The organism is Acinetobacter sp. MF4640, from assembly GCF_002018895.1.
GTDB lineage: Bacteria > Pseudomonadota > Gammaproteobacteria > Pseudomonadales > Moraxellaceae > Acinetobacter > Acinetobacter johnsonii.
The window spans coordinates 143,996-169,790 of the sequence record NZ_MVOM01000001.1 but is presented as its reverse complement, the minus strand read 5'-3'; the positions used below and the strand labels follow the sequence as shown (position 1 = coordinate 169,790).

The following is a 25,795-nucleotide window of genomic DNA, read 5'->3' as shown; positions in this document are numbered from 1 at the left end:
TGAAAACATTTAGAATATTAAGTGAACGCTATCGAAATAGACGGAAAAGATTCGGCTTACGCATTAACTTAATTGCTGCACTCGTAAACCGGATAAACTTGCAATAATGACTTTCGCAGGAGATCTATTATTAAAATATATCTCACAATGATTAAATAAAATAATCCATAAAATCCAATTATTTATTTTTCTGAATTAAAATATTCCAAATATAATCAATTCGATTTGAAAATGACATTTCACGCTTAACCAGATAGACATCTTGGAATAAATAGTACTGCTTACCGTCCAGTACTTTTAATTTATTTTCTTGAATCTCTCTTTCAACCAATAATTTCGGCAGCCATGCCACACCTAAACCTTGCAACACCAGCTCTTTTAAATCACCTGCATTATCCGTCTCATATAAAGTTCTATAATCCAACTTATTTTCAATCGCTTCATCCACACAGTTTCTTAAATATGCTTGTTTACTATAAGACAACAAAGGAAAAGACTGATCGAGTGAATATTTGGCAGTCCCGTCATGATCTAAGGCTGTCACAGGGAGGATTTCCATTTCAACAATTTTATAAAATTCGAACAAAGAACGATCGAATTGTTCTAATGTTTTTTGATCACAATAACTGATTAAAAAATCACACGAGCCATCTTTTAATAAGCGCATCCCCTGTTTGAAATTTGAGGCAATAATTTCCAATTTTAAGTCCGTCATATCCATCACTAACTCATGAATAAAGCGGGGGAAAAACTGGGTAATGAGCGAGTGTGACACTGCAAACTTGACGGTTAACTCATCATGTTTCACATTCTTTTCTAAATACTTTATTGTTGTAGTGAGTTGATTTTGTATGTTTTTTGCCGAAGCCAGTAAAACTTGGCCTGCTTCTGTGAAATCAATATTTTTACTATATCTTTTCAAAATTTGGAAACCAAGTGAGTTTTCAATATTTTGAATTCTACGCGTAAAGGCAGACTGTGTGACATGTCGTAGAGCTGCTGCTTGAGATATCGATTTTTCTTGCTCTAACGCAAGTAAATCTTCAATCCATCGAATTTCTAAAGTCATAACTCATTCTTCACTCATCCTTTGATCAATTATAATCTATTATGCAAAAAATGCATGTAGTAATATATTTTTACATTAGAAAAAAAACCGTGCGCACATTAATATCAATTTATTCGAGATTAGAGTCTATTTAAATGAACATTAAGATTAACACACGCGTTGAAAAGGATTTATTAGGACATAAAGAAATTCCTGCTCATTGCTATTATGGCGTACAAACTTTAAGAGCTTTAGAGAACTTTAATTTAAGTCCAAATAAACTCAATCAATTCCCTGTTTTTATTAATGCCCTTGCAATGGTTAAAGCTGCATGCGCAGAAGCCAATTTTAAACTCAATAAACTTGAAGAAAATAAATACAATGCCATTCAATATGCATGTGAACAAGTTATTAATTATAAGTATCATGACCAATTTCCAATTGATATGATTCAAGGTGGTGCGGGAACATCCACCAATATGAATATCAATGAAGTACTGGCTAATATTGGATTAGAACATTTAGATCATTTAAAAGGCGAATATCAATATTTACATCCAAATAATGATATTAATATGTCTCAATCAACCAATGATGTCTATCCAACGGCAATTAAAGTGGGTTTAATTTTTGCAATAGAGCAATTGAACAGCCCGTTTCAAAATTTAATTCAAAGTTTTAAGAACAAGTCAGATGAGTTTTCGCATATCTTAAAAATGGGTCGTACCCAATTGCAAGATGCTGTTCCAATGACCTTGGGTCAAGAATTTGGCGCATTTGCAAATACCTTACAAAATGATTTAAACAAGCTCAATGACATCATGCCGTCTGCTCTAAGTGTTGTAAATTTGGGCGGAACAGCAATTGGAACAGGGATCAATACCGAAGTTAAGTATCGTGAATATGCCATCGCAGCATTGTCTGAAATTACGCAAAAGCAGATCAGTAGTTCACCTGATTTAATCGAAGCAACCTCAGATATGGGTGATTTCGTTTTATTATCGAGCTTCTTAAAACGTACCGCGACTAAACTCTCAAAAATTGCCAATGACCTGCGTTTGCTTTCTAGTGGCCCTCGTACTGGTCTGAATGAAATCCATTTAGAACCGCGCCAACCAGGCAGTTCAATTATGCCAGGCAAAGTGAATCCTGTTATCCCAGAAGCCATGAACTTAGTGTGTTTTCAAGTGATTGCCAATGATTTAGCCATTACTTTGGCGGCCGAAGCAGGTCAGTTACAGCTCAATGCGATGGAGCCGTTAATTGCTTTTAAACTGTTCGAATCGATCGATTTGTTAGGTAAAGCTATGCAAATGTTCCAATACAAATGTATTGAAAACATCCGTGCCAATGCTGAACACTGTCAGGCAAATGTAGATAATTCAATTGGCATTATTACTGCACTCAACCCATATTTGGGCTATGAAACAACGACTCGTATTGCAAAACAAGCGAATGAAACTGGTCAAAGTGTATTGGCTTTAATTAAAGCTGAAAACCTATTGTCTGATCAAATTTTGGCTGATGTGCTATCGATCAAAAATATGGTTCATCCTCAGCAATCTTTATCATGATTTATTAGCATTTCGTCTTTTTAAAAAGGGATCTCATCAGAGGTCCCTTTTTTATAGAGAGGAAAAGTATGCTATGTCACTCGTATTAGCTGAACATTTTTATTCTATAAAGCTCTTTTTTAAATACCAAATTTGCCTAGCCATAAAAAAAGAACTTGATATAAATCAAATCCTTTTTTTACTTCATACAACATTTACTAACTGCACAAGTTAGAACGGAAGATCATCATCCATATCTGCTGGTGCTGCCGCAGGCGCTGACTGAGGAGCCGCCTTTGGTGCAAAACCGCTTGGGTTATTGTTCGCATAACCACTTTGTTGATTGTTGCTATTACCCGCTGCAGGATTGCCGCCATAACCACCTTGGTTGTTGTTATTGTTATAACCACCACCTTGGTTATTGTTGAAACGTGGTTGTGCATAACCATCATTTCCGCCTTGCATTTGCTCACCTTGCTGACGGTTGTTGTCGAGCATCTGCATTTGCTCACCACGAATTTCTGTGGTGTAGCGTTCTTGACCATTTTGATCTGTCCACTGACGGGTACGCAGTGACCCTTCAATATAAACTTTCGAACCTTTACGTAGGTATTGTTGCGCAATTTCACCTAGGCGGTTGTGTAACACAATACGGTGCCATTCGGTTTGCTCTTTACGCTCACCGGTGCTTTTATCTGTCCAAGAGTCGCTCGTTGCAATTGAAAACTGGGTCAACGAACCACCGTTTGGAAAAGTTTTCGTCTCTGGATCTCGGCCTAATGTGCCCACTAAAATAACTTTATTTACACCGCGCATCTGATGTTTACTTCCTATCTATTTCTATTATTTACTTTATAAGAGTTATGCTTAAATGGCTACCTCTTTCCCCAACAACTGCGTTAAATCTTGTCGCGTAGCATCATCTATTTGCTGCTTATCGACTTTTACATACGCTACTTGCTGATCAGACATCACCACGACCTCTTCAATACCACGAATCGCTAAAAGCTGTGAAGTCCATTCGTCCGTTTGTTTATGTTCAGGTAAACGCAACACCATCGAAGACAAATAACGCGGTTGCGCCAAGCCAAAACTAATCAATAACCAAACAATCGCCAGTCCAGTCAGGATGCTCCAACCCAAGGCAGTATTGTTTAACAGCAGCAACTGACCGCCTGTGACACCACCAAAGAATGCGCCTAAAAACTGGCTGCTGGCATTTACGCCCATCGCGGTGGCTTTAGACTGAATTGGCGCAGCTTTCGATAACCATGACGGCAGCAACGCTTCCATGACGTTAAAAGCAATAAAGAATAAGCCCAAACCTGTCAGCAAAATATACTTCGACTCAAAGCCAAAAATTAGGATGCCTAAACCTAAAATAATGCCGCCAATAGCCGTTAAAAAGATGCCTCGCATCTTGCGATATTTTTCAGCCAACACAATACTTGGAAAGGCAAAAAACAGGCTAATCACCAACAACGGTAAATATACCCAGCCATGTGAATTTAGTGGAATTTTTGCAAAATCGATAAGCTGTGATGGAACATAAATAAACATTGCTGTCAGCAATAAATGTAAGCTAAACACCGACACATGCAGACGGTTCAGATCACCCATTTTTAAGACTTGTTTGAGCTGAGCCAAATAACCTTGCTGATAATTACGATGATGGCGGGTGACTTTTGGCACCAAAAACAGCATCGAAATGGCCGCCAAACCCATGATGGTCGTTACCCAGAATAATCCTGAAATCCCCACTAAACCGGTAAGCCACGGCCCCAAACTAAAAGCCACAGCAAAAGAAACTCCGATACTCATGCCCATGGTTGCCATGGCTTTCATACGATTTTCTTCACGGGTCACATCCGCCAGTAGTGCCATCACCACTGCAGACACTGCCCCCCCACCTGCAATGGCACGGCCAATAATCACCCCATAAATGGTGTCGGACATCGCGGCAATTGCACCACCTAAAGCAAATAGAAGTAGCCCAAAAACCACCAAAGGCTTACGGCTATAACGGTCGGCAATCAAGCTGAAAGGAATCTGTAAAATGGCCTGTGTTAAGCCATAAATCCCCACAGCCAAACCGAGCAACGCAGGCGTTGCATATTCATAGGTCTGCCCTGCCACAGAAAATACAGGGATGATCATGAACAAACCCAACATGCGTAAGGCAAAAATACTGCTTAAGGCAAAAGTTGAACGACGTTCTAAAGCATTCATCATAAACGAGGACAGACTGTATTGAATTAATCTTGGATCAAGATTATAGGCTATTCAATCCGACTAGCGGCATGAATTTTATGTTTAATAAAAGCCTTCCTGATCTGAAAAACAAAAAGCGCAGCCTGAGCTGCGCTTTTCCACGGTTTAAAGCAATCTGCTTTAAGCGGCTTGATGTTTTTTGTATTGAATAGAAGCAATAACAGCCCAAACAATAAAGGCCACACCAATTAAACCCGTGACAACTTCTGGTACATGTAGACCTGTGCCACTTGCCAGCATAATGAATGCTAAAGCACCAATTGCGTAGTGTGCACCATGCTCAAGGAAGACATAGGCATCCAAAGTCCCTTTTTCTACCAAGTAAATCGTCATCGAACGCACGAAAATCGCACCAATCGCGAGACCCAACATAATAATCACGACATCGGAAGTAATGGCAAACGCGCCAATTACGCCATCAAAACTGAACGATGCATCAAGTACTTCTAGGTATAAGAAACCACCAATACCTGCTTTGACCACACCCGTGGTTGCGCCATTGGCATCATGTGTAACTGCATTGCCGTCTTCATCAACTTCAGGTTCACCACCCAACAAATGACTCAAGACTTGTACGCCAATGTAAACCACGATGCCCCAGATTCCCGCCATGGTCACCACGAGACGTTTAGCTTCATCGACATTAGCCGCCATCACCAAAAGTGCAATCAGTGCAAGGAAGACTGACATTGCAGGAACATTAGCCAAGTTCGCCAAACGGCGCTCCAACCAACGGAACCAGTGCGTATCTTTACCTTCATCCAAAAAGAAGTTAAGAAACACTAACAATAAGAACGCGCCACCAAATGCAGCTATTTCAGGGTGGTGATCCATCAGACGTTGTGAGTAGGTTTTTGGATCATTTAAAGCCAATTGAACAACTTCAACGAAGCCCATATCTGCAGTTACCGCCACAATTGCGACAGGGAAGATTAAACGCATACCAAATACAGCGACTAAAATACCCACGGTAAGGAATAACATTTTCCAAAAATGATCCCAACCTCGTAACACAGATGCATTGACAACGGCATTATCAAAAGATAACGAGACCTCCATCACCGCTAAAATTGCAGTGATGGTCAAAGCAGTAAACATGGTCTTTAAGCCCGCTTCTGGTCCATGGGTAAAACCCCAGTACGCAGATAACGCAAGACACACGATCGTAAAAATGATAGAGAAACCAAAATGTTTCATCATGACAGATCGACCTATAAAAAATTTGGAGATGAACGAAAACTTAAAAAAACAGGTTGAGTTTTATGGCCGCAATTATGACGCTTTTTAAGTCTGAAACCAAAACATCTTCGTTAATTTTTACTTATCTCACCGATGTACGGAGATGGATTGTTGTTCCGCGCAAACTGTTGTTATAGTCTTGCCCATATTTTGGCTTCCCTCAGGATCTAATCATGGCTTTTTCTCAAGACGTTTGGCAACGTAATGTCGACTTATATCAAAAAACACTGGCTTTACCTTTTAACCAAGAATTGGCTTCAGGCACACTTAATAAAGAAGCATTTTGTCATTATGTGATTCAAGATGCGCACTACTTGGTGGCTTATGGTCGTGCTTTAGCGGTGTGTGGTGCCAAAGCATATGAGGCCGATGACATTATCCAGTTTAGCCAAGGAGCCAAAGAAGCGATTGTGGTGGAACGCAGTTTGCATGATGGCTTTATGAAAAATTTTGATATTTCAAAACAACAGTTTGAAGAAACACCTCTGACTTTGGCATGTCACCATTACACTTCATTTCTAACGGCAACAGCATGGTCTGAAAGCTACCCTGTGGTGTTAGCAGCGCTCTTACCTTGTTTTTGGATTTATGCTGAAGTCGGTAAAGACATTGTGGGTAACTCTATCGCCAACAACCCGTACCAAGCGTGGATTGATACTTACGCAGGTGAAGAATTCAACCAAGCAGTACGTAATGTAATTGCAACCATCGATAAAGTGGCTGCGCGTTGCGATGCAGACACTATTGAGAAAATGCATAAAGCCTACCGTAAAGGGGCTGAACTGGAATGGTTGTTCTGGGACAGCGCTTATAAACAGCAGCAATGGCTCGGTTTAGACCACGCTTAAAAGCGAAAATGATCCAAAAAGCCCTGAAACCTTCAGGGCTTTTTATTGACCGAATATCGTATTTTTTCAGAAGGCGCGATTGCTATTTTAAGCATTTAAAACTAAACTCTAGTAATAATAATAATAATAATAATAATTATCATTTGCATAATTAACTTTCGAGGGCCGTTCTCATGCATCCGGATACTCTTGGTACTGAAGCCATTCGTGCATTTTTTACCGTACAATGTTGCTGGCTAAATAACGAAGAAATATACCTTGAAAAAGGCTGTTTACACTGCGGTTCTGCCGCGACCTATCTCATTTACTATACCAATCCACATATTCAAAAATTGATGTTGGCTTTTATTAAAAAATATCATTGCGTTTTAAGTCGAGAACAAGACTTACTCGACCTGCCAGACTTTGAAGATGACTACGACGCCTTCTTACAAACTCTTGAGCATGAAGTCAATTTCTATGCCCGTCTCCATCATGACATTATCCGTCCCTTTGCTTTTGAGACGGTCGATTCAATCTTTGAACGTCCTTATGCGCTAGCATGCTAAATGCTGCAACCACAACAACACTCTATCCCTGAAGGCGTACGGCAAACCAAAAATAGCACAGCCATGATTCAACTTTTACGCTACGCCGAATGGGTGATCATCTCTTTATTTACGCAACTTATAAATACCTTCCAGTTTTCAGTCGCAGCCAATGTCGATACGTTGAGACTTGTTTCAACACTGAAATCTAGCTACAGTCTAGCAGCATCACTTTTCTTTTGGCCGACATGATTTGTCGCTATAAAATCATGTTTAACACTTGAATAAAGCATAAGTCGTTATCATATACCTCCTTCATCTGCACAATTTCGAGATAGTTTTATGAGCCAAAGTCATATCCGTATTCGAGGCGCACGTACCCATAACTTAAAAAATGTGAACCTTGATATTCCCCGCGATAAATTCGTGGTGATCACGGGACTTTCTGGTTCAGGTAAGTCATCGCTTGCATTTGATACGCTGTACGCCGAAGGCCAGCGTCGTTATGTCGAATCGCTCTCGGCCTATGCGCGCCAGTTCTTGTCACAAATGGAAAAACCTGAAGTTGACTCAATTGAAGGTTTAAGCCCTGCCATTGCGATTGAACAGAAGTCAACCAGCCATAACCCACGTTCTACGGTGGGTACCATTACCGAAATTTATGACTATTTACGTCTACTCTACGCACGTGTCGGCACACCATTTTGCCCAGAGCATGATTTGCCGATGGTGGCACAGACCGTATCGGAAATGGTCGATGCCGTAAAAGGACTGGATGAAGGAACAGCGCTGATGCTGCTTGCACCTGTGGTGCGTGAGCGTAAAGGCGAATATTCCAACCTGTTTGAACAGCTACAAAGTCAAGGTTTTGTACGGGCGCGCGTCGATGGTGAGATTGTTGATCTCGACCCAATTCCAGAACTCGATAAAAAGAAAAAACACACCATTGAAGTGGTGGTGGATCGTTTTAAAGTCCGTGATGACCTCGGCAACCGCATTGCAGAATCTTTTGAAACGGCACTGCGCTTAGGTGGTGATATTGCTGTTTTGTCTTGGATGAACGGTGAACATCCTGATCGGGTTTTTTCGGCTAAACATTCATGTCCTGAATGTGACCGTGCTGTTGCGGAACTTGAGCCGCGTTTATTTTCATTTAACAATCCCTTTGGTGCCTGCCCAACCTGTGATGGTTTAGGTACACGTAGCCATTTTAGTGCCGAAAAACTCATTCCAAGTCCTGATGTGTCGATTAGCCAAGGCGCGATTCGTGGTTGGGATCGTCAACGTCCGTACTACTACAGCATGATTGAAAAAGTCGCAGCGCATTTTGGCTTTTCTTTGGATACGCCTTGGAATGAATTGGATGCGGATACCAAAAAGAAATTTTTATACGGTACTGGCAAGGAAAAAGTTGATTTAAGTTATATCGATGAACGTGGTCGTAAGCATAATCGTGTGCAACCTTTTGAAGGGATTTTGCCACATTTAGAACGTCGCTATCGTGAAACAGAATCAAATTATGTACGTGATGATTTGGCACAGTATTTATCTAATGCTGCATGTGATGCCTGCGGTGGATCACGTCTGAATGAAATTTCACGCCATGTTCGGGTTAAAGACAAAACCATTGCCCAAATTACTAAAATGTCGATTGGTGATGCGGAAAGTTATTATCAAGATTTAAATCTTGATGGTGCAAAAGGCGAAATTGCCGATAAGATTTTTAAAGAAATCCGTGAGCGTTTACATTTCTTAGTTTCAGTGGGTCTGAATTATTTAAGCCTTTCTCGTTCAGCAGAAACATTGTCTGGTGGTGAAGCGCAACGTATTCGTTTGGCTTCGCAAATCGGCGCAGGTTTGATGGGTGTGATGTATGTCCTCGATGAACCATCGATTGGTCTACATCAACGTGATAATGATCGCCTATTAGAAACCTTAGTCCGCTTACGTGATTTGGGGAATACCGTTTTAGTCGTTGAGCATGATGAAGATGCGATTCGTGCAGCAGATCATATTATCGATATTGGCCCTGGTGCTGGTATTCATGGTGGTTATGTGATTGCTGAAGGGACTTATGATGAAATCCTTGCGAATAGTGAATCACTTACAGGTCAATATTTATCAGGCAAACTGAAAATTGAAGTACCGAAAAAGCGTACTGAACCGCCAAAGCCTGAAGAGCAAATTAAATTAATGGGTGCTGCGGGTCATAACCTACAAAATGTGGATTTAACCATTCCTTTGGGTGTGATGACCTGTGTGACTGGTGTATCTGGTTCAGGTAAATCAACGCTGATTAACCGTACTTTATTGCCTTTAGCAGCGACACAGCTTAATGGTGCAACCACTTTAACGGCTGAAAAATTTGATTCAATTGATGGTCTGCAATTCCTTGATAAAGTGGTTGATATTGACCAAAGCCCGATTGGTCGTACACCTCGCTCTAACCCTGCAACGTATACGGGTTTGTTTACCCCAATTCGTGAATTGTTTGCGCAAACGCCTGAAGCCAAAGCACGTGGTTATGCTGCGGGACGTTTCTCGTTTAACGTGAAAGGTGGTCGTTGTGAAGCCTGTGAAGGTGACGGCATGATCAAAGTGGCTATGCACTTTTTACCTGATATGTATGTGCCGTGTGATAACTGTCATGGTGAACGCTATAACCGTGAAACTTTAGAAGTTGGGTATAAAGGGAAGAATATTTCCGATGTACTGAATATGACGGTTGAAGATGCCATGCATTTCTTTGATGCGATTCCTGTGATTCACCGTCGTTTGGAAACGTTAAATCAAGTCGGTTTAGGCTATATTCGTTTAGGTCAGTCTGCAACGACACTGTCAGGTGGTGAAGCGCAACGTGTGAAATTAGCACGTGAATTGGCAAAACGTGATACGGGTAAAACGTTGTATATCTTGGATGAACCCACTACAGGTCTACATTTCCATGACATTGCTAAACTGTTAGATATCCTCCATGAGCTTCGTAATAAGGGCAATACTATTGTGGTGATTGAGCATAATTTGGATGTGATCAAAACTGCTGACTGGGTAATTGATTTAGGCCCTGAAGGTGGTGCAGGTGGTGGGATGATTATCGCGGAAGGAACGCCCGAGGTAGTGGCGAAAAATAAAGTTTCACATACTGCGAAGTTTTTAAAGCCAATGTTGAAGTGATTTTATAATTCAACCTCCTTTTTCAAAGGAGGTTGAAGAAGAATTTGATTCATAAAATAATTATGCTAAAACTATGATTTATTCATAATTTTAACATTTATGACTTTATTAGAAATATTAGATACATCCATTAAAATTGGCTTAGGAGCACTGGTCACAGGTGTAATAGCGTATTTTAATCAAAAAGCGAGCATCTCAGCTTCTGTTACCAAAGAAAATCTTTTATACAACCGAAATCTACTAACCAATATTTCTAAAGATGTTGAAGAAATTAATCATTTAATATTAAAGATATGGAGTATCTTTGAGTTCGAAGCAAAGAAATCACCAATAAATCAAACTAAAATATTAGAACGACTTGATCCTTTAAGAACATCACTTTTCAATGACTTCGATCTTTTAAGCAAGAATGAAGGTCTTTTATTACTCCACGGATACACAGAACAACAAGAAAAATTAAGATTTTATGGAGAACTTTTAGGAAAATTCAATTCCTATACTTTGTTTAAAAATGGCTCGGTAGATATACAGAAAACAGCCGAATATAGAACTAAAATTCTAGAGGCTAGAAAGAACTTGTATCAAAGCCTACACAAAGCTATTCACTAATGATTGAATTTATCTGAAATCCAATCACACGACAGGCGACATGAATGTCGCCTGTTTGACTATGCTCAAGGGACTGAGCATAGTCAAACAAATGGGTTTTGTCACTTTTACCCAGTAAAAATGAGATAACGCTACACAATAGCAATTACGCCAGCAATCCAGTAGGAAGATGCTCTAAAACGATAGTCATTAATACCAATCGTTCAACTTATTATTCAAAAGCTCGAATCTGCTCAGCAAGCAAAGCCAACTCTCTATCATCTGCTCGCTGAAAATCATGTGAAGAAATATAACCTTCGTATTGGTCAAAATACTTATCGACATTCGAGTTCACAGCTTGCCAGTTTTCATGCACTTGCTTAGTACCATGCATTGGAAATAACTTAGCGTGAACATGATCTACACCAAAACCTTCAAATACCATTGCTGTGCGCCCAACATCTTCAAAAAAGCCATCTAACTTTTTCGCAACTTTCTTGGTATATAACATCAAACCAGTTAAAACATCATCATCCAAATCAAAAGCATAACTTGAATAATGCTTTTTAGGGATTACAACAGCTGCACCTAACGTATTCGGAAAAATTGTTAAAAATGCCATGTAGTCATTATTACTATCAATAATATGGCAAGATATTTCATTTCGTGTCATCTGACAAAAAATACAGCCTGTTCCCATTTTCCCCTCATTTATTCTTTTGTACTGTTATTTAATTTACTTATTTATTTTGATCTAGTTCTTTTAAATATAATATGACTCATTCACTTCATCGACTGAATAAGCCACAACCTTATTTTTCCCCTGCTCTTTGGCTTGAAACAAAGCACGATCGGCTTTTTCTAACAGTGCCATCCAACTGGTCGCACCAATTGCCACCCCAATACTAATACTGACTTTCAAATCAGGGCAACGTATGCTATCAACCGACTTCGCTTCATAAATCTCAGAACGAATCTTTTCCGCAATTTTTAAAGCGCGCTCCATTCCAACATTTTCAATCAGCACAATAAATTCGTCACCACCGTAACGTACCAACAAGTCAGATGTCCGAATATTTTCTTTTAATTTTTCAGCCACAAACTGAATCACCTGATCCCCCATCAGATGTCCATATACATCGTTGACCTGTTTAAAATGATCAATGTCGATCACCATTAAACAAGTCTCCGAAAACTGAGTCGGCTGATTTTCCAAAAGTTTAATGTATTCATTCAACGCATAACGGTTTGCAACCCCGGTTAATGAATCCAAATGCGCAATATTCTTGAGTCGAAACTCCAACGCATCTCGCTGCTGAAGCGTCTGTTTTAACTGCTGAATTGCTGTAAATAAAGAATACATATTGGCTGGTTGATCTTTGGTATCCATCGGGTTGGGGCGAATACTGGAATGGGATAAATCAAACAAAATTTCACGCGCTTGAATGAGTGGACTAAACACTCTCTTACGCGCATAAATCATGGTAAACAGTGCCGCAAAAATTGAAATGAGTGAAATACCCACCGTTGTGAGCAAAATATTTTGTGCTTTATGCTTTTCAATGATGGCTTTTTCAACGCTATATTTGAGTAAATAATTTTGCAACTCCACCACGGTCGAAAATTTATCAACGATTGCTTCAGTTAACTGTGTCCCAGTTAAATAGTACGGTCGATGGTAAATACTTTCATTCATCAAGCGTTCAACAATCAATAGCCCTTTGGCTAAAAACTCGTTATAAACCGCTTGATGCAGCACTTTAAATTCTTCGGTTTTATCACGCTCGGGCTGTAAGGTATCAATGAGTTCCCACAAATACATCACTTGCTTCCGAGTCTGTAAAGAACGCGCTAAATTGGTTTCAGGAATCGGTTGTTTAAAAGCTACATGCGCCATCACATTGGATGCAGCACGACCAGCCTGATCGCGTAAGTCCGCTAATAATAAAATTTGGACATAGAAGTTTGAAACAGCGGTGTCTTTGCCTTCAGATACAGCGATTACGTCTTTTAAAACATCATGACTACGATCCCAAGCATTGAACATTTTTAGGATGGCTTGATCCATGGTCTCGGCATTACGTTGCTCACGTGGTAGAGCTGCATAAGCATCTACCTGCTGTCTGCCTTGCGTTAAAGCTTCATCTAAACGGTCAAATAAACTTAAGTCTAAATTTGGGAGGTTCGAATGCTTTAAAACCTCTAAGGTCTTTTGCATCTGCTCATCCACCGTGAGCCGATATAGTTTTAACTCAAGCACGTGTTTGGCAAAGTCTTGTTGATTACTCGACATGAGTTTGTTGGCTGGCGCACGCTCTCGTGAAATCTTATTGGCCAAGTCTGCAACAGCCTGTAAGGCTTGTATTTCAGTTAAAGCTTGGTTGGTTTTGTTGTAATCACGATAACTTTTAACTATCAACGGAATGGATAAGCTGCACAATGACAAAATAATAATGCTCATTGCAATATACAGCTTTTGACTCAAATACTCAGAGCGTATTTCTCGCATACTTCAACCACGCCCCCATTCCCAAATAAAAGAAAACTAAATTAACTGTTTATTATACGAACAGTATATCGTGTATTTAAGTGATTAATTCTTTGTTTTGCATCGTTTTAAGATTTCATCATCCCCAAATGATCACAGCTAAACTTTCACTCACCTATGAAAGCTGAGTAAATCCATCCTTAATAATATTCATGTTTAGTGTGAATTTCATTCAATATTTTTAATTCCCATTTTTTAAAGTGCCTATATTTACACATGCAACATTTAGGTGCATAATGCACATTATTGGGGCAAATTAGAGTATATCCTCAGCAAATATTCTAATTTTCCCACAAATTTTGGCGGAAAAATCCAACCTCTTTTAGAAGTTGGTTTTTTTTTGCTCAAATAAAAGTTTTTAATGAAAAATATAGCCTTAAATTCACACCATTATTGTGCATTAAATTCCAATAGATTTTTATTAGAAAAAATAAGATCTCGAAAATTTAAATAAAAAAAAGCCCAACCTTGGGGAAAGTTGGGCAGATAAACAAAAACTGTTTGAGGAGAATTAGCTTCTCAGAAAACAACAATATTGTTAAATGATTCGCTAAAATCATTATGAAATAAATCCGTTCACTTGTAAAGCCAACTAAAGCATTATGGATTAACACAACGCTATAATTAGCGTGAAAATTATCACAAATACTCAGAGGATATGTACATTATGCAAGCAAAAAACGAGCTTTTTGTGCTAATTTTAGGCGTTTTTTAGATTTAGGACACAAAAACGCCTATATTTGAGGTGCCTTATTTAACTTTTTTACCGTTTATATTTATATATTCAATCTAATTTATCAATTAAAAATCAAGTTCAGTACAATTCATTTTCCTGCATTCTCTGTTTTCTAAATAGGTATACCCTATTGTTCTGCAGTAAGTTTTTTTTGGTTGACATGGATACACTCAATTGAGCACTTTTTAACCTCTAACACAACTAGAGTAATTACTCAATAATATAATACCATTAGAGCTCATTGACTTAATAAATTGTTACAATAGAATAGCATTAGTTTAATCCAATGTTAACAATCTGGTAAATATCATGAAAAAACTCGGTTTAGCCACTGCTTTATTATTAGCCATGACCGGTGCTCAAGCATACCAATTCGAAGTACAGGGTCAATCTGAATACATCGATGCATCTGATGCAAATGACAAAGATTTTACTGGCGGTTTACAAGGTACTTTCTACTTTAAAGATGTTGATTCATCTAAAGGTCCTTTAGCTGAAGCTGCTTTTTTAAACCAAGCTTCAAATGTTTCTTTGGCATATAACTATGCTGAATTAGGCACTGACGGTACTGATTTCATCGCACACAACTACGGCGCTAAAGCAGAAGCGTATATTCCTACTAAATTCGTTCCAGCATATGCAAGTGCGTCTTATAGCCACACACATTTGGATGGTAAAAACAGCGAAACGCCTGATGACAATGGTGACCGTTATGCACTTGAAGTGGGTGCTTTAGCTGCTCCGAACTTCTTGGTTGCTGTAGGTTATACTAGCGTTGCTGACCAATTTGCTCTTGATGCGTTCAACGTAATGGGCAATGGTGTTGTTAAAGCTGTTGGTGAAGCTGCTACGATCGGTGAAGATCAAGACGCGGTTACTGCACGTACTAAATACGTAGGTAACATCGACGGTACAAACATGGCGCTCGGCTTAGAAGCTGGTCTTGTTTACGGTGAAGACACCGCTTACCAACTTAAAACTGACCTTTACTTAACTCCTGCGTTAAGTGTTGGTGCTTCTTATGTTGAATCAAGCTTTGCTGGTACTCCAGATTCAGCTTGGGGTGCAAACGTTAACTACTTCATCACTCCAGCAGTTGCTGTAGGCGCAAGCTATGTAAATGCTAACGCTAAAGACAATACTGAGAATCTCGATACACAAACTGTTGGCGTAAATGCTAAATTCCGCTTCTAATTCAATTTAGAAACTGAATAGAAAAAAGGACGCTTTAAGCGTCCTTTTTTTAGTTTGTGGCTCTGACTAAATTTAAGAAATGTAAATGACGCTCATATTGGTCAATAATATCTTGCAAGAGATCATCTAAAGTCCAATCCATCACATCATAATTCTGCCCACCTTCTCTTAAGAAAACTTCAGCTTGATAAAACTGCTGTTCTTCGAGTCGATCTGCCATAAAACTGGGTGGCTGGGTTTCACGGGAAACCACCTGATAGATAAAATTAATTTCATTATGGTGATCCACGCGTAACTGCAAGCCATGCTCAATCGGTTGAATGGTCACGTCTAGCTGACGGCGCTGAAATTCCTTTTGTACCGCTGAAAATGCATGTTGTACTTGCTGACCAATAAATTCTTCGACCTCAGACTGGGTATGTGGATAATGCATAATCAGACCTAGACGCTGTTGCCAACTGCGTGGATTTTGAATCGCACGTGGCGTGATTCGTGCATCTTGTAGTGCACGCATTTTGGTGACATCCAAACGCAGTGCTTTCAGTAAGCCCCAACAGACCAGCAACATAATCAAAGTAAAGGGTAAGGCACTCATAATGGTGGCCGATTGTAAGGCCGAAAGTCCGCCTGCCATCAGTAAGATAATCGACAGTAACGCAATCAGAATGGTCCAAAATAGCCGTTGCCATAAAGGTGAATTTTCTGTTTCTGCGGTTAAGTAATCAATCACCAATGAGCCTGAGTCGGCAGAAGTCACAAAGAATAGCACCACCAGAACGGTCGCAATCAGGCTTGATATTTGAGAGAAAGGTAAATGGGTCAAAAATTCAAATAGTGCGACGGATGAATCTTGTTGTACCGCTGAGATTAACGAAGTGTGCCCATCTTGAATAATACTGAACAGCGCTGCATTCCCCATGAAGCCCATCCAAATCAGGGTAAAACCTGTAGGAATGAACAACACCCCGACAATGAACTCGCGAATGGTTCGACCTTTAGACACTCGGGCAATAAACATTCCAACAAAAGGCGACCACGAAATCCACCAAGCCCAATACATAATGGTCCAACCACCAATCCAACCATTGGGTTGGTAGGCATATAAGTTGAAGGTCATCGTGAACAGATTAGATACATATTGCCCTGCGTTTTGAATGCTGGTTTGTAAGATATAAATGGAAGAACTGGCAAAAAACACAAATAACAGTAAAACCACTGCCAGCACCAAGTTCAATTCAGACAGCCGTTTAATGCCTTTGTCCAAACCAAAACCGACTGAGAGCGAAGCTAAAAAAGTGACAAAAATGATTAGCCCGACCTGAATGCCAATACTTTGCTGAATGCCAAAAAGATAATTCAGTCCCGAATTAATTTGGGTCACCCCAAAACCAAGTGTGGTAGCAACCCCGAAAATGGTGCCTAAGGTTGCAAAGGTATCAACCGCATCTCCCGTTGCACCATAGATTTTTTTGCCCACCAAAGGATATAAAGCAGAGCGAACTTTTAAAGGCAAATTATGTCGGAAAGAGAAATAGGCCAGTGACAATCCCACAAGCGCATAAATGGCCCATGCATGTAATCCCCAGTGGAAAAAGGTGATCCGCATTGCTTGTTGTGCGGCATCTACGGTTTGCCCATCGCCCGTGGGCGGGTTGACATAATGCATCACTGGTTCAGCGACACCGAAGAACATCAAACCAATCCCCATCCCTGCGGTAAACAGCATGGCGAACCAAGAGCTACTGCTATATTCAGGCAGACTATGATCAGGACCGAGTTTGATTTTCCCCATATCAGAGAGCGCAATAAAGATCAGCAAGATCAGAAATAACGCGACAGATAAAACATAAAACCAGCTAAATGAATCAATAATCCATTGATTTAAATGTTTGGTTAAAGCCTCAAAACCACTTGGGTCAAAAAGAATCAAGGCCAGAAAAAGCACCAGAATCACGACAGTGCTGAGAAATACATTCCGTTTGATGTTTGCAAACAGCGATGGCTTTATGGAAGGCATAATTCCCCCAGAAAATTATTTTTAGTACAAAGATATAACCAAAATGGTTAATTAGACGAGTCTAATAAAGAGTGAAGAATGAATAGCTTAAAATTTAACGATTCTGTTCCATCATAATTTATGTTTAAAAATAAGGCAGTGCGAATCCTGTAACAGTTTAATTTTCTTTATGATCATTGGGTCGGTGCTGAATATACTGCAAGGCAATCAAGCGTGAGACGACTAAAGCCAAATACATCACCCCACAAAACATCTGCAACATTGCAATCATACGGGCCAGCGGTGTCAGTGGCATTAAATCGGACAAACCTGTCGCCGACTGCAAACTAAAGCTTAAAAATAATAAATCGAGCCATGACTGTGCACCCGCCACATTGGGATTTAAAAAGCTATTGGGTTCTAAAATCTGGCAAATGCTATATAAAAAGGCAAAACCCCATGCAATAAGGGTAAACACTGCCCCTGCAGCAAATAGCTCATCTTTGGTCAAATAACGGTCTGCGAACATATAGCGCAGCAAACCATAGGCCGCAATAAAATAGGCCATCGCCTCAAAGGCATGGCTAATCACCAACAGCATCGGATCTCGCGCACCCAGTAAAATCAGTAAGGAAAAGAACAATGCCCCACCAACAAAACTCAAGCCGAGAATGGTGAACACGGGGGTCTGACGAATGACCTTGGCAATGAGTAACAGGACCAAAACACCTAAGCCCCAAACCAATACACGTAAGGACAAGCTATGGCCGCTCAACAGTGCCAAAATCAGCATAATAAATTGCAACAGCAGTAACCATGCTGAAGGCAGTAGACGGAAGCCTTTCCAAAATTCGACAAATACTTGCATATGCAGCCTGTTATTTTTAAAGCCAAGTTTGATTGGTTCTTGTTCTCGCTTTTTTAACTTAGCATGAATGTCCACTGAAACCGATGCTTTTTATTCGTGTCAGTCGATTCATTTTGTCCAACAATTTGAGTACTGCTTGAATACTGAATGTCACGATCTAGGTCTTTCAGCATTCAAAGCCAACACAGTTAAGAGAATCAACACCATAAAAAAAGCCCCGATGAAGGGGCTTTTTTTATTTCAGGTTCAGATTAGTGATCTGAAGCACCTGAGATACCAATACCCGTTTGTGAACGTACATACTGCGCATCAAATGCTTTACGTTCTGCTTGTGCACGTGCTGAGTTATCAGTCACAGAGAACAACCAGCAGCAGAAGAACGCCAATGGCATTGCAAAGATTGCTGGACCATTGAATGGGTTCACTGGCGTTTCAGAAATGCCCAATGTATCGACCCAAACGGCTTTAGATAAGATAATTAGTGTTACTGCAGTCACTAGACCAATCACACCTCCAATCACCGCACCACGTGTGGTTAAACCTTTCCAGAACATTGACAGTACAAGCACTGGGAAGTTCGCACATGCTGCTACAGAGAATGCTAAACCGACCATGAAGGCAACGTTTTGTTTCTCGAACAGAATCCCTAAAATCATCGCAAAAATAGCAAGACCTAAAGTCGCGATTTTAGACATACGAAGTTCAGATTCAGGAGTCGTTTGACCTTTCTTGAATACGTTTGCGTACAAGTCATGCGAGATTGCTGAAGCACCTGACAAGGTCAGACCTGCAACAACAGCAAGAATCGTTGCGAACGCCACTGCTGAAATGAAGCCCATGAACAAGTCACCGCCCAATGCATCAGACAAGTGAACCGCCGCCATGTTGTTACCACCAACAAGCTCTAGCTTGCCAGTTACTGCCATTTTCGCGACATCAAGGAACTGTGGATTATTCGATACATAAAGGATCGCACCAAAACCAATGATGAAGGTTAGAAGGTAGAAGTAACCAATGAAACCCGTTGCAACAACCACTGATTTACGTGCTTCTTTAGCATCTTTAACCGTAAAGAAACGCATTAAGATGTGTGGTAAACCCGCTGTGCCGAACATTAAAGCCAAACCTAAAGAAATGGCATCAATTGGGTTCGCTGCAAGTTTACCTGGGCCCATGATATTGCCCGCTTCTGCTAGAGAAATGTCATGTACTTTAGAGAAAACTTGAATTGACTGCGTGAACATTTCAGAGAAGCTGAAGCCTACGCCTTTCATCACCATGAAAGCCATGAATGTCGCGCCAGACAAAAGCATTACAGCTTTAATAATCTGTACCCAAGTCGTTGCCAACATCCCACCGAAGATCACGTAAGCCATCATCAAAAGGCCGACAATCACTACAGCAATGTTGTAGTTCAAACCAAATAACAGTTTGATCAACTGACCTGCACCCACCATCTGAGCGATCAGATAGAATGCAACGACAACCAATGAACTCACTGCTGCAAGCGTACGCACTGGTTTTTCCGCTAAGCGGAATGACACCACGTCAGATAAGTTGAACTTACCTAAGTTACGTAGACGTTCAGCCACCAAGAACAATACGATTGGCCAACCGACCATGAAACCCAATGAATACAGCAAGCCGTCGAAGCCTGAACTGAAAACCATTGCAGAGATACCCAAGAATGACGCTGCGGACATATAGTCACCCGCAATCGCTAAACCATTTTGGAAACCTGAGATCCCGCCACCCGCTGTGTAGAAGTCAGCAGTGTTGGTGGTTTGTTTTGCTGCCCATTTGGTGATGAGCAAAGTAAATCCGACAAAGATACCGAACATGATAATGGCATGCCAGTTTGTCGCTTGCTGTTGAGCCTCACCCAAATCTGGGCCTGCAAGTGCTAGGCTCGAAGCCAACAGTGCTGTAGCAGCGACTGTAAGCGCTTTCAATGAATTCCATTTCATTAGTGCTGTCCTTTCTCTTGCGCAATGGCTTCAACTTCACGCATTGCTTCTTCATTTAATGCGTCGAGTTTGTTATTCGAGATATACGAATAAACACCACACAAAACAAAAGACAATACAATAATGCTTAGACCCAATGGCATGCCAATCGTGGTCACCCCACCACTGACTGAAGTCATTAAAAATTCTTTGTTGTAGCCGACCAACAACATGAAACCAACGTATACAACCAACATAATAGTTGTCAGTGTCCAGCTCAGTTTACTTTTACGACTAACCATTTCCTTGAATTTGGGATTTTGTAGAATCTGTTCTACTTGTCTCTCATCCATAACCATACTCCTGTTTGTATCCAACCGTAGATACAATTTTTTAATTCGAATTATTACATTTGCTAAAGTAGCAAGCTTCTGTATTGGTTGTAATTTAGACTTTGGTCTGTAAATTTTAAACAAGCTCAGCAGCCGCTATCCGAGATGCGCTATGATGGCCAAGATGAAGGAAAAACTTTAGGTAAAATGAACAGCTGGCTCATTATCGGGGTATTGGCCCTCTATATCGTCTTACTCTTTATCTGCGCCTTTTTTGGTGAGAAACACGCCAGCCGCTTGAGCACGCGTGGGCGCATGCTATTGTTTAGTTTAACTTTAGGGGTCTACTGTTCATCTTGGACCTTTTATGGCGCAACAGGTGCAGCAGTTCGTGAAGGCATTATCTTTCTGCCGATCTACCTTGGCCCACTACTCTTCGTCGCACTGGGCTATGACATTTGGCGTCGTTTAGGCCGCGTCCGTCAGCACCATGCTATTTCATCAATTGCCGATTTTGTTGCTGCACGTTATGGTAAAAGTGGGCCTTTGGCCTCGATGGTGACCATCCTCGCCGTTATTGCGATTATTCCTTACTTAGCCCTGCAGTTACGCGCTATTGCACTTAGTGCTGCGGTGATTTTAGAGCCCACCGCAGGCAGTATCGCCTCAACTACCAACGGTGTACTGTTCCTCACTGGTATCTTGGCCATTTTAGCCATGATTTTCGGGACTAGACAGATTGCCAATACAGAACAACATGGCGGTCTGATGTTGGCGGTTGCCTTCGAGTCTTTTGTCAAACTGTTTGCTTTGCTGTGTGTCGCGCTCTTTTTCGTGTTTGCTGCACCTGAAAACATTCATCAAATTTCTAAGGATGTTGCAGAGACTTTCCATCAAGTACAACTCATTGGTGTACCCGATACATTTTGGGTTCAAACCTTGTTGGCTGGACTCGCGATCATTTGCTTACCGCGTCAGTTCCACGTCGCTGTGGTCGAATTGCGTGATGAAAAGCATATTCGCGGGGCACGTCGCTGGTTCGCAGTTTATTTAGTTTTAACCATCATTGCCATTATTCCCATTGCCAGTTGGGCGCTGCATGCAACGCCAGATTACTTAGCGATCCCCGATGTCGCAGTTTTGTCTTTACCCCTAAGTTATGGCCAAGACTGGTTAACCCTATTGGCCTTTTTAGGCGGCTTCTCTGCCTCTACGGGTATGCTGTTGGTGTCTTCAGTGGCGCTGTCGATCATGCTCAGTAATGACTTGATCATGCCTGCCTTATGGCGTACCAATTTACTGTCCCGCCACGATAAGCGCTTACCCTTGGTGCTTAAATTTACCCGTCGGGTCTGTATTTTAGCCGTAATGCTCCTGGGTTTTTTGTTCTTCCATTTTTTCAATGATATTGACCAACTCTCAGTCTTTGGCTTGTTGGCCTTTAGTGCGGTGGCTCAGTTCTCACCAGCCCTCATTGGTGGTCTGTACTGGCGTGGCGGCAGTAAACAAGGTGTCTATGCAGGTTTATTGGCGGGTTTTGGTATGTGGGCCTACACCCTGCTGTTACCCACTGTACTGCGCAGTTTACCTGCTGAATATTCACATTTTACCGAAAGCTTTCTTAATGTCGGGCCAATGGGCATTAACTGGTTACGTCCTGAAGCTCTGCTCGGTTTTGAATCCTTTGCCGCACTTACCCATGGGGTGGTATGGGCACTCGGTCTGAATATTATTTTATACATTTGGATTTCCCGAATTTTCCGTCCCAGCGTGGCCGAACAAATTCAAGCAGAAAGCTTTTTCTATTATGAAACCAAGCCACTGCCGACACAGAGCACGTCTACAGACATCAACTACATTCATCACGATGTTGCACGTTTAAAAGTTGGTGATTTAATCACCTTAGCCAAACGGATTACTGGCGATGGCGCAACTATGCGCGCTTTTCAACAGTTCTGTGCCCAAAACAATGTAGTGCTGAATGAAAACAGCAATGCCAACGGCATGTGGTGGCGTTTTACCGAACAATATTTGGCAGGCACTATTGGTGCTGCATCGGCACGTACCCTGCTCACCACCGCAATGGTCAACAATGGCCTCGCCCTAGGTCAAGTGGCAAATATTCTAGACCAAGCCTCACAGTGGCAACGTTTTAATCAAAACCTGATCATGACCATGATTGACCACATGACCCAAGGCGTGAGTGTGGTCGATGAAAATATGTGTTTGGTGGCATGGAATAACCAATATTTAAAACTGTTTGATTATCCGAAAGACATTGTCTATGTCGGCTGTCCAATTTCCGATTTGATTCGATATAACGCAGAACGCGGCGAGTGTGGCCCGGGTTCGGTTGAAGAACATGTGCGGAAACGGATGCACTGGATGCAAGTCGGTAGCGCACACGAGTTTGAACGGATTCGTAAAGATGGTCGTGTCATTCAAATGCGTGGTAACCCAATTGAAGGTGGTGGCTTTGTCACCACATTTGCCGACATTACCGCCTTCCGTGAAAATGAAGCCATGCTGGAGGCGCGTGTCCAAGACCGAACTCAACAGTTAGCAGATGCATTATCTGAGCAACAACTGGCACGTGAACAAGCCGACAAAGCCAATATGTCGAAAAGCCGCTTTATTGCCGCGGCCAGTCATGACTTATTGCAACCGATGCATGCCGCGCGTCTGTTCAGTACGGCTTTAGAACAAAGCGTACAAAGTGAGGAAGACCGTAAAACGCTACAACAGCTTGATCGTGCCTTACATGGTGCTGAAAGTATGTTGTCTGCCCTGTTGGATATTGCCCGTCTGGAAGGTGGCACCATTCAACCCAACCGTCAGGCTTATCCGCTGCATGATTTACTCAGCGACCTTGAATTGCAGTTTAAATCCATTGCCGCACAGCGCGGTATTCGTTTTAGCGTACATGATGCTCAGTTCTGGATAGATACCGACCCACAATGGATTCGCCGTATTATTCAGAACTTTGTCAGTAATGCCCTACGCTATACCGCCAAAGGCAAAGTGGTGGTGGGTGTACTCCGCTCCACGGATAAACCACGCCATATTCGAATTGGAGTGTGGGATACAGGACCCGGCATTGCAGAAGAACAACGGATTAAACTATTCCAAGAGTTTGAGCGCTGTGGCCATACCTCACCATGGGGTGAGCAAGGGCTTGGCTTGGGCTTGGCCATCGTACAGCGGATGACCAGCCTGCTCGACTACCCAGTGCATGTCTATTCAGAGTATGGCAAAGGGTCATGCTTTATGATTGAAGTACCAATCATTGACCCACCCAAAGTCGTAGCAGCGCCTGTACAAGCGGTACCACTCAAAACCAAAGCCTATAAGATTTTGTGTTTAGACAATGACGAAACCATTTTAGAAGGGATGTCGACTTTACTGACCAAATGGGGCTATCAAGTGTTTAAGGCGACCGAACCTGAACAGGCTTTTGAGATGATTCAACAAGAAAACATTCAGGTCTGGTTGGTCGATCAGCACTTAAATCATGACAAAATTGGTTTGGACTTTATTTTGGCCAATCGCCAAGAGAATGTCCCCGTCGCTTTGATCACCGCAGACTCAGATCCTGAACTACCACAACGGGTCAAAGATATGAATATCGTGCTTTTGAAAAAACCATTAAAACCTGCTTCTTTACGAGCATGGTTATCGGGTTTAAAAATTTCAAATCCTGAATAAATTCACTACATTTGCTCACAAAACCCAAGTCATCTGACTTGGGTTTTGTCTTTTTTAGGCCCTGTATATACGGCAAACTGACTAAAGTTTTAAAGGTTTCGACCAAAGTGCTCATTTTCAGCCCTTTGAAGCCCAACAATATTGACTAAAAATTACACATCTATTTTTACTATGGCAAAATACACCAGTTACATTAGTGAACACTTGTATACTTAGTTACAATTTTTCAAGTATTTGTTTTATTTAAACTAAATATACATAAAAACGCAAACTACGACTTTAGTCGTATTCATCTCCGCAGGGGATTGGCAGATAACTAGGACTAAGAAAAGATCAGTTTTTCTACCTATATACCCCTTCCTTCGCTGAAGAAACTGATCATCCTTGTCTTGGAGTTTTATGATGAACATTTCTAAAGCAATGCCACATGGCTCAGATCAGTCACAACAATTTTTGCGTCAGTATAGTGCCAATGCCTTTTTACCCAGTATTGACTGGGTCGAACTCTTTAAACAAAGTAAACTCAACGAGACTCATGTTCAGGCCTTAGATACGCTGTATCACACCGCTATTCCCCTCGCATTACAAGTGTTTGAACAACTCGAATTTGATGTGTTTCGCCCCGCGGCTTACCAACCGCAAGGTTTAGGTCTATTTGAAAAACTTCAGCAACAAGAAGACCCGTTCTTGCTGGCATTGGAAGCCGAATCCAGCGGACTCAGTGAAGATGTGCGCCATCAAATTTGGAGCATGCTCCTTCGCGGCGGTGCAGTTTTGGTGTTTAAAGCATGGCTCGGTAAAGTCAAAACCGATCAGGATCAACTCGACACCACCCAGTTTGACCAATTGTCGGATCTGCTCTTTATTAAAACACCACCGCAAGTCTTGGCGGATCGTTTAAGTATTGATGCCCAAGGGACACAAGACCATATTTTCCTCATGTATGACAACGAAATCTATTTAGACCGTTTCAATAGCTTAGAAACGGCGGCTTTATTTGTCGATCTTGGCGTGTATGATGCGGCCTTTTTAAGTCTACGTGATGACCGCGTTGCCGCTTATTTGAAACAACAGGGCTATGTCTCTGAAGAGCAAATTGATGACTTGCAATGTGCTCTGAATCCTTTATTTTGTACCGATGTCACCAGCAAACAAAACTGCTTGGCTTAAACTTAAGACCAAAAAAAGCGCTGATGATTCAGCGCTTTTTTAATTCAATAGA

Annotated in this window: 19 protein-coding genes and 1 pseudogene; 10 read left to right on the top strand and 10 right to left on the bottom strand. The window is 41.3% G+C overall.

Annotated elements, in window-relative coordinates; all coding sequences use genetic code 11:
- Positions 1 to 107: pseudogene (locus tag MF4640_RS18915) on the top strand (IS5/IS1182 family transposase); the annotation flags it as partial.
- Positions 108 to 178: 71 nt separating this feature from the next.
- Here MF4640_RS18915 and MF4640_RS00765 read toward each other — a convergent pair.
- Positions 179 to 1,069, bottom strand: coding sequence for a LysR substrate-binding domain-containing protein (locus MF4640_RS00765; RefSeq protein ID WP_078388340.1), 891 nt, complete (start codon positions 1,067 to 1,069; stop codon positions 179 to 181).
- Positions 1,070 to 1,203: 134 nt separating this feature from the next.
- Between MF4640_RS00765 and MF4640_RS00760 the strand changes: the two genes are divergently transcribed.
- Positions 1,204 to 2,622 carry an aspartate ammonia-lyase gene (locus MF4640_RS00760; protein WP_004978193.1) on the top strand — a complete coding sequence of 473 codons (1,419 nt, stop codon included), beginning with the start codon at positions 1,204 to 1,206 and terminating at the stop codon, positions 2,620 to 2,622.
- Between the two features lie 210 nt (positions 2,623 to 2,832).
- Here MF4640_RS00760 and ssb read toward each other — a convergent pair whose 3' ends face one another.
- The 3 genes from ssb to MF4640_RS00745 all read right to left on the bottom strand — a co-directional run bounded on the left by ssb (position 2,833) and on the right by MF4640_RS00745 (position 6,072).
- Entirely contained in the window at positions 2,833 to 3,417 is a 585-nt protein-coding gene (gene ssb, locus MF4640_RS00755) for a single-stranded DNA-binding protein (RefSeq protein ID WP_004691666.1), read from the bottom strand.
- A 51-nt stretch (positions 3,418 to 3,468) separates the two neighbouring features.
- On the bottom strand, positions 3,469 to 4,833 hold the full coding sequence (locus MF4640_RS00750; RefSeq protein WP_004978200.1) for an MFS transporter: 1,365 nt from the start codon (positions 4,831 to 4,833) through the stop codon (positions 3,469 to 3,471).
- 159 nt (positions 4,834 to 4,992) lie between these two features.
- Complete coding sequence (locus MF4640_RS00745) at positions 4,993 to 6,072, bottom strand: DUF475 domain-containing protein (RefSeq protein ID WP_058952492.1); 1,080 nt, start codon at positions 6,070 to 6,072, stop codon at positions 4,993 to 4,995.
- A gap of 212 nt (positions 6,073 to 6,284) precedes the next feature.
- Here MF4640_RS00745 and tenA point away from each other — a divergent pair, with 212 nt between their 5' ends.
- From tenA to MF4640_RS00720, 5 genes are all read left to right on the top strand, one after another.
- Complete coding sequence (tenA, locus tag MF4640_RS00740) at positions 6,285 to 6,959, top strand: thiaminase II (protein ID WP_004691671.1); 675 nt, start codon at positions 6,285 to 6,287, stop codon at positions 6,957 to 6,959.
- A 173-nt stretch (positions 6,960 to 7,132) separates the two neighbouring features.
- Positions 7,133 to 7,507, top strand: coding sequence for a hypothetical protein (locus MF4640_RS00735; protein ID WP_058870673.1), 375 nt, complete (start codon positions 7,133 to 7,135; stop codon positions 7,505 to 7,507).
- A complete protein-coding gene (locus MF4640_RS00730; RefSeq protein ID WP_227518610.1) occupies positions 7,508 to 7,738 on the top strand; it encodes a hypothetical protein in 231 nt (76 codons plus the stop codon).
- Between the two features lie 90 nt (positions 7,739 to 7,828).
- Positions 7,829 to 10,660, top strand: a complete 2,832-nt coding sequence (uvrA, locus tag MF4640_RS00725; RefSeq protein ID WP_078388339.1) for an excinuclease ABC subunit UvrA — start codon at positions 7,829 to 7,831, stop codon at positions 10,658 to 10,660.
- A gap of 99 nt (positions 10,661 to 10,759) precedes the next feature.
- Entirely contained in the window at positions 10,760 to 11,269 is a 510-nt protein-coding gene (locus MF4640_RS00720; protein ID WP_078388338.1) for a hypothetical protein, read from the top strand.
- 211 nt (positions 11,270 to 11,480) lie between these two features.
- Here the strand turns inward: MF4640_RS00720 and MF4640_RS00715 are convergent, their stop codons facing one another.
- On the bottom strand, positions 11,481 to 11,948 hold the full coding sequence (locus MF4640_RS00715; protein WP_078388337.1) for an HIT family protein: 468 nt from the start codon (positions 11,946 to 11,948) through the stop codon (positions 11,481 to 11,483).
- A gap of 63 nt (positions 11,949 to 12,011) precedes the next feature.
- Complete coding sequence (locus tag MF4640_RS00710; RefSeq protein WP_078388336.1) at positions 12,012 to 13,757, bottom strand: GGDEF domain-containing protein; 1,746 nt, start codon at positions 13,755 to 13,757, stop codon at positions 12,012 to 12,014.
- 1,084 nt (positions 13,758 to 14,841) lie between these two features.
- On the opposite strand from MF4640_RS00710, the gene omp33-36 reads away from it, so the two are divergent.
- On the top strand, positions 14,842 to 15,726 hold the full coding sequence (gene omp33-36 / locus MF4640_RS00705; protein ID WP_058870480.1) for a porin Omp33-36: 885 nt from the start codon (positions 14,842 to 14,844) through the stop codon (positions 15,724 to 15,726).
- Between the two features lie 49 nt (positions 15,727 to 15,775).
- Here omp33-36 and MF4640_RS00700 read toward each other — a convergent pair whose 3' ends face one another.
- The 4 genes from MF4640_RS00700 to MF4640_RS00685 all read right to left on the bottom strand — a co-directional run bounded on the left by MF4640_RS00700 (position 15,776) and on the right by MF4640_RS00685 (position 20,889).
- A complete protein-coding gene (locus MF4640_RS00700) occupies positions 15,776 to 17,743 on the bottom strand; it encodes a BCCT family transporter (RefSeq protein ID WP_078388335.1) in 1,968 nt (655 codons plus the stop codon).
- A 157-nt stretch (positions 17,744 to 17,900) separates the two neighbouring features.
- Complete coding sequence (locus MF4640_RS00695) at positions 17,901 to 18,590, bottom strand: ion channel (protein WP_004691682.1); 690 nt, start codon at positions 18,588 to 18,590, stop codon at positions 17,901 to 17,903.
- Positions 18,591 to 18,841: 251 nt separating this feature from the next.
- Positions 18,842 to 20,557 carry a cation acetate symporter gene (locus MF4640_RS00690; protein WP_062032020.1) on the bottom strand — a complete coding sequence of 572 codons (1,716 nt, stop codon included), beginning with the start codon at positions 20,555 to 20,557 and terminating at the stop codon, positions 18,842 to 18,844.
- Entirely contained in the window at positions 20,557 to 20,889 is a 333-nt protein-coding gene (locus tag MF4640_RS00685) for a DUF485 domain-containing protein (protein WP_004691685.1), read from the bottom strand. Before MF4640_RS00685 ends, MF4640_RS00690 begins: the two co-directional genes overlap by 1 nt.
- Positions 20,890 to 21,075: 186 nt before the next feature.
- On the opposite strand from MF4640_RS00685, the gene MF4640_RS00680 reads away from it, so the two are divergent.
- On the top strand, positions 21,076 to 24,573 hold the full coding sequence (locus tag MF4640_RS00680; RefSeq protein ID WP_078388344.1) for a PAS domain-containing hybrid sensor histidine kinase/response regulator: 3,498 nt from the start codon (positions 21,076 to 21,078) through the stop codon (positions 24,571 to 24,573).
- A 402-nt stretch (positions 24,574 to 24,975) separates the two neighbouring features.
- Positions 24,976 to 25,743, top strand: coding sequence for a hypothetical protein (locus tag MF4640_RS00675; RefSeq protein WP_078388334.1), 768 nt, complete (start codon positions 24,976 to 24,978; stop codon positions 25,741 to 25,743).
- The last annotated feature ends 52 nt before the right edge of the window (positions 25,744 to 25,795 follow it).

Excerpts from the sequence above, each read along its gene's own strand:
- MF4640_RS00765 (WP_078388340.1), bottom strand. The coding sequence starts at position 1,069 with ATGACTTTAGAAATTCGATGGATTGAAGATTTACTTGCGTTAGAGCAA.
- MF4640_RS00760 (WP_004978193.1), top strand. The coding sequence starts at position 1,204 with ATGAACATTAAGATTAACACACGCGTTGAAAAGGATTTATTAGGACAT.
- ssb (WP_004691666.1), bottom strand. The coding sequence starts at position 3,417 with ATGCGCGGTGTAAATAAAGTTATTTTAGTGGGCACATTAGGCCGAGAT.
- MF4640_RS00750 (WP_004978200.1), bottom strand. The coding sequence starts at position 4,833 with ATGATGAATGCTTTAGAACGTCGTTCAACTTTTGCCTTAAGCAGTATT.
- MF4640_RS00745 (WP_058952492.1), bottom strand. The coding sequence starts at position 6,072 with ATGATGAAACATTTTGGTTTCTCTATCATTTTTACGATCGTGTGTCTT.
- tenA (WP_004691671.1), top strand. The coding sequence starts at position 6,285 with ATGGCTTTTTCTCAAGACGTTTGGCAACGTAATGTCGACTTATATCAA.
- MF4640_RS00735 (WP_058870673.1), top strand. The coding sequence starts at position 7,133 with ATGCATCCGGATACTCTTGGTACTGAAGCCATTCGTGCATTTTTTACC.
- MF4640_RS00730 (WP_227518610.1), top strand. The coding sequence starts at position 7,508 with ATGCTGCAACCACAACAACACTCTATCCCTGAAGGCGTACGGCAAACC.
- uvrA (WP_078388339.1), top strand. The coding sequence starts at position 7,829 with ATGAGCCAAAGTCATATCCGTATTCGAGGCGCACGTACCCATAACTTA.
- MF4640_RS00720 (WP_078388338.1), top strand. The coding sequence starts at position 10,760 with ATGACTTTATTAGAAATATTAGATACATCCATTAAAATTGGCTTAGGA.
- MF4640_RS00715 (WP_078388337.1), bottom strand. The coding sequence starts at position 11,948 with ATGGGAACAGGCTGTATTTTTTGTCAGATGACACGAAATGAAATATCT.
- MF4640_RS00710 (WP_078388336.1), bottom strand. The coding sequence starts at position 13,757 with ATGCGAGAAATACGCTCTGAGTATTTGAGTCAAAAGCTGTATATTGCA.
- omp33-36 (WP_058870480.1), top strand. The coding sequence starts at position 14,842 with ATGAAAAAACTCGGTTTAGCCACTGCTTTATTATTAGCCATGACCGGT.
- MF4640_RS00700 (WP_078388335.1), bottom strand. The coding sequence starts at position 17,743 with ATGCCTTCCATAAAGCCATCGCTGTTTGCAAACATCAAACGGAATGTA.
- MF4640_RS00695 (WP_004691682.1), bottom strand. The coding sequence starts at position 18,590 with ATGCAAGTATTTGTCGAATTTTGGAAAGGCTTCCGTCTACTGCCTTCA.
- MF4640_RS00690 (WP_062032020.1), bottom strand. The coding sequence starts at position 20,557 with ATGAAATGGAATTCATTGAAAGCGCTTACAGTCGCTGCTACAGCACTG.
- MF4640_RS00685 (WP_004691685.1), bottom strand. The coding sequence starts at position 20,889 with ATGGATGAGAGACAAGTAGAACAGATTCTACAAAATCCCAAATTCAAG.
- MF4640_RS00680 (WP_078388344.1), top strand. The coding sequence starts at position 21,076 with ATGAACAGCTGGCTCATTATCGGGGTATTGGCCCTCTATATCGTCTTA.
- MF4640_RS00675 (WP_078388334.1), top strand. The coding sequence starts at position 24,976 with ATGAACATTTCTAAAGCAATGCCACATGGCTCAGATCAGTCACAACAA.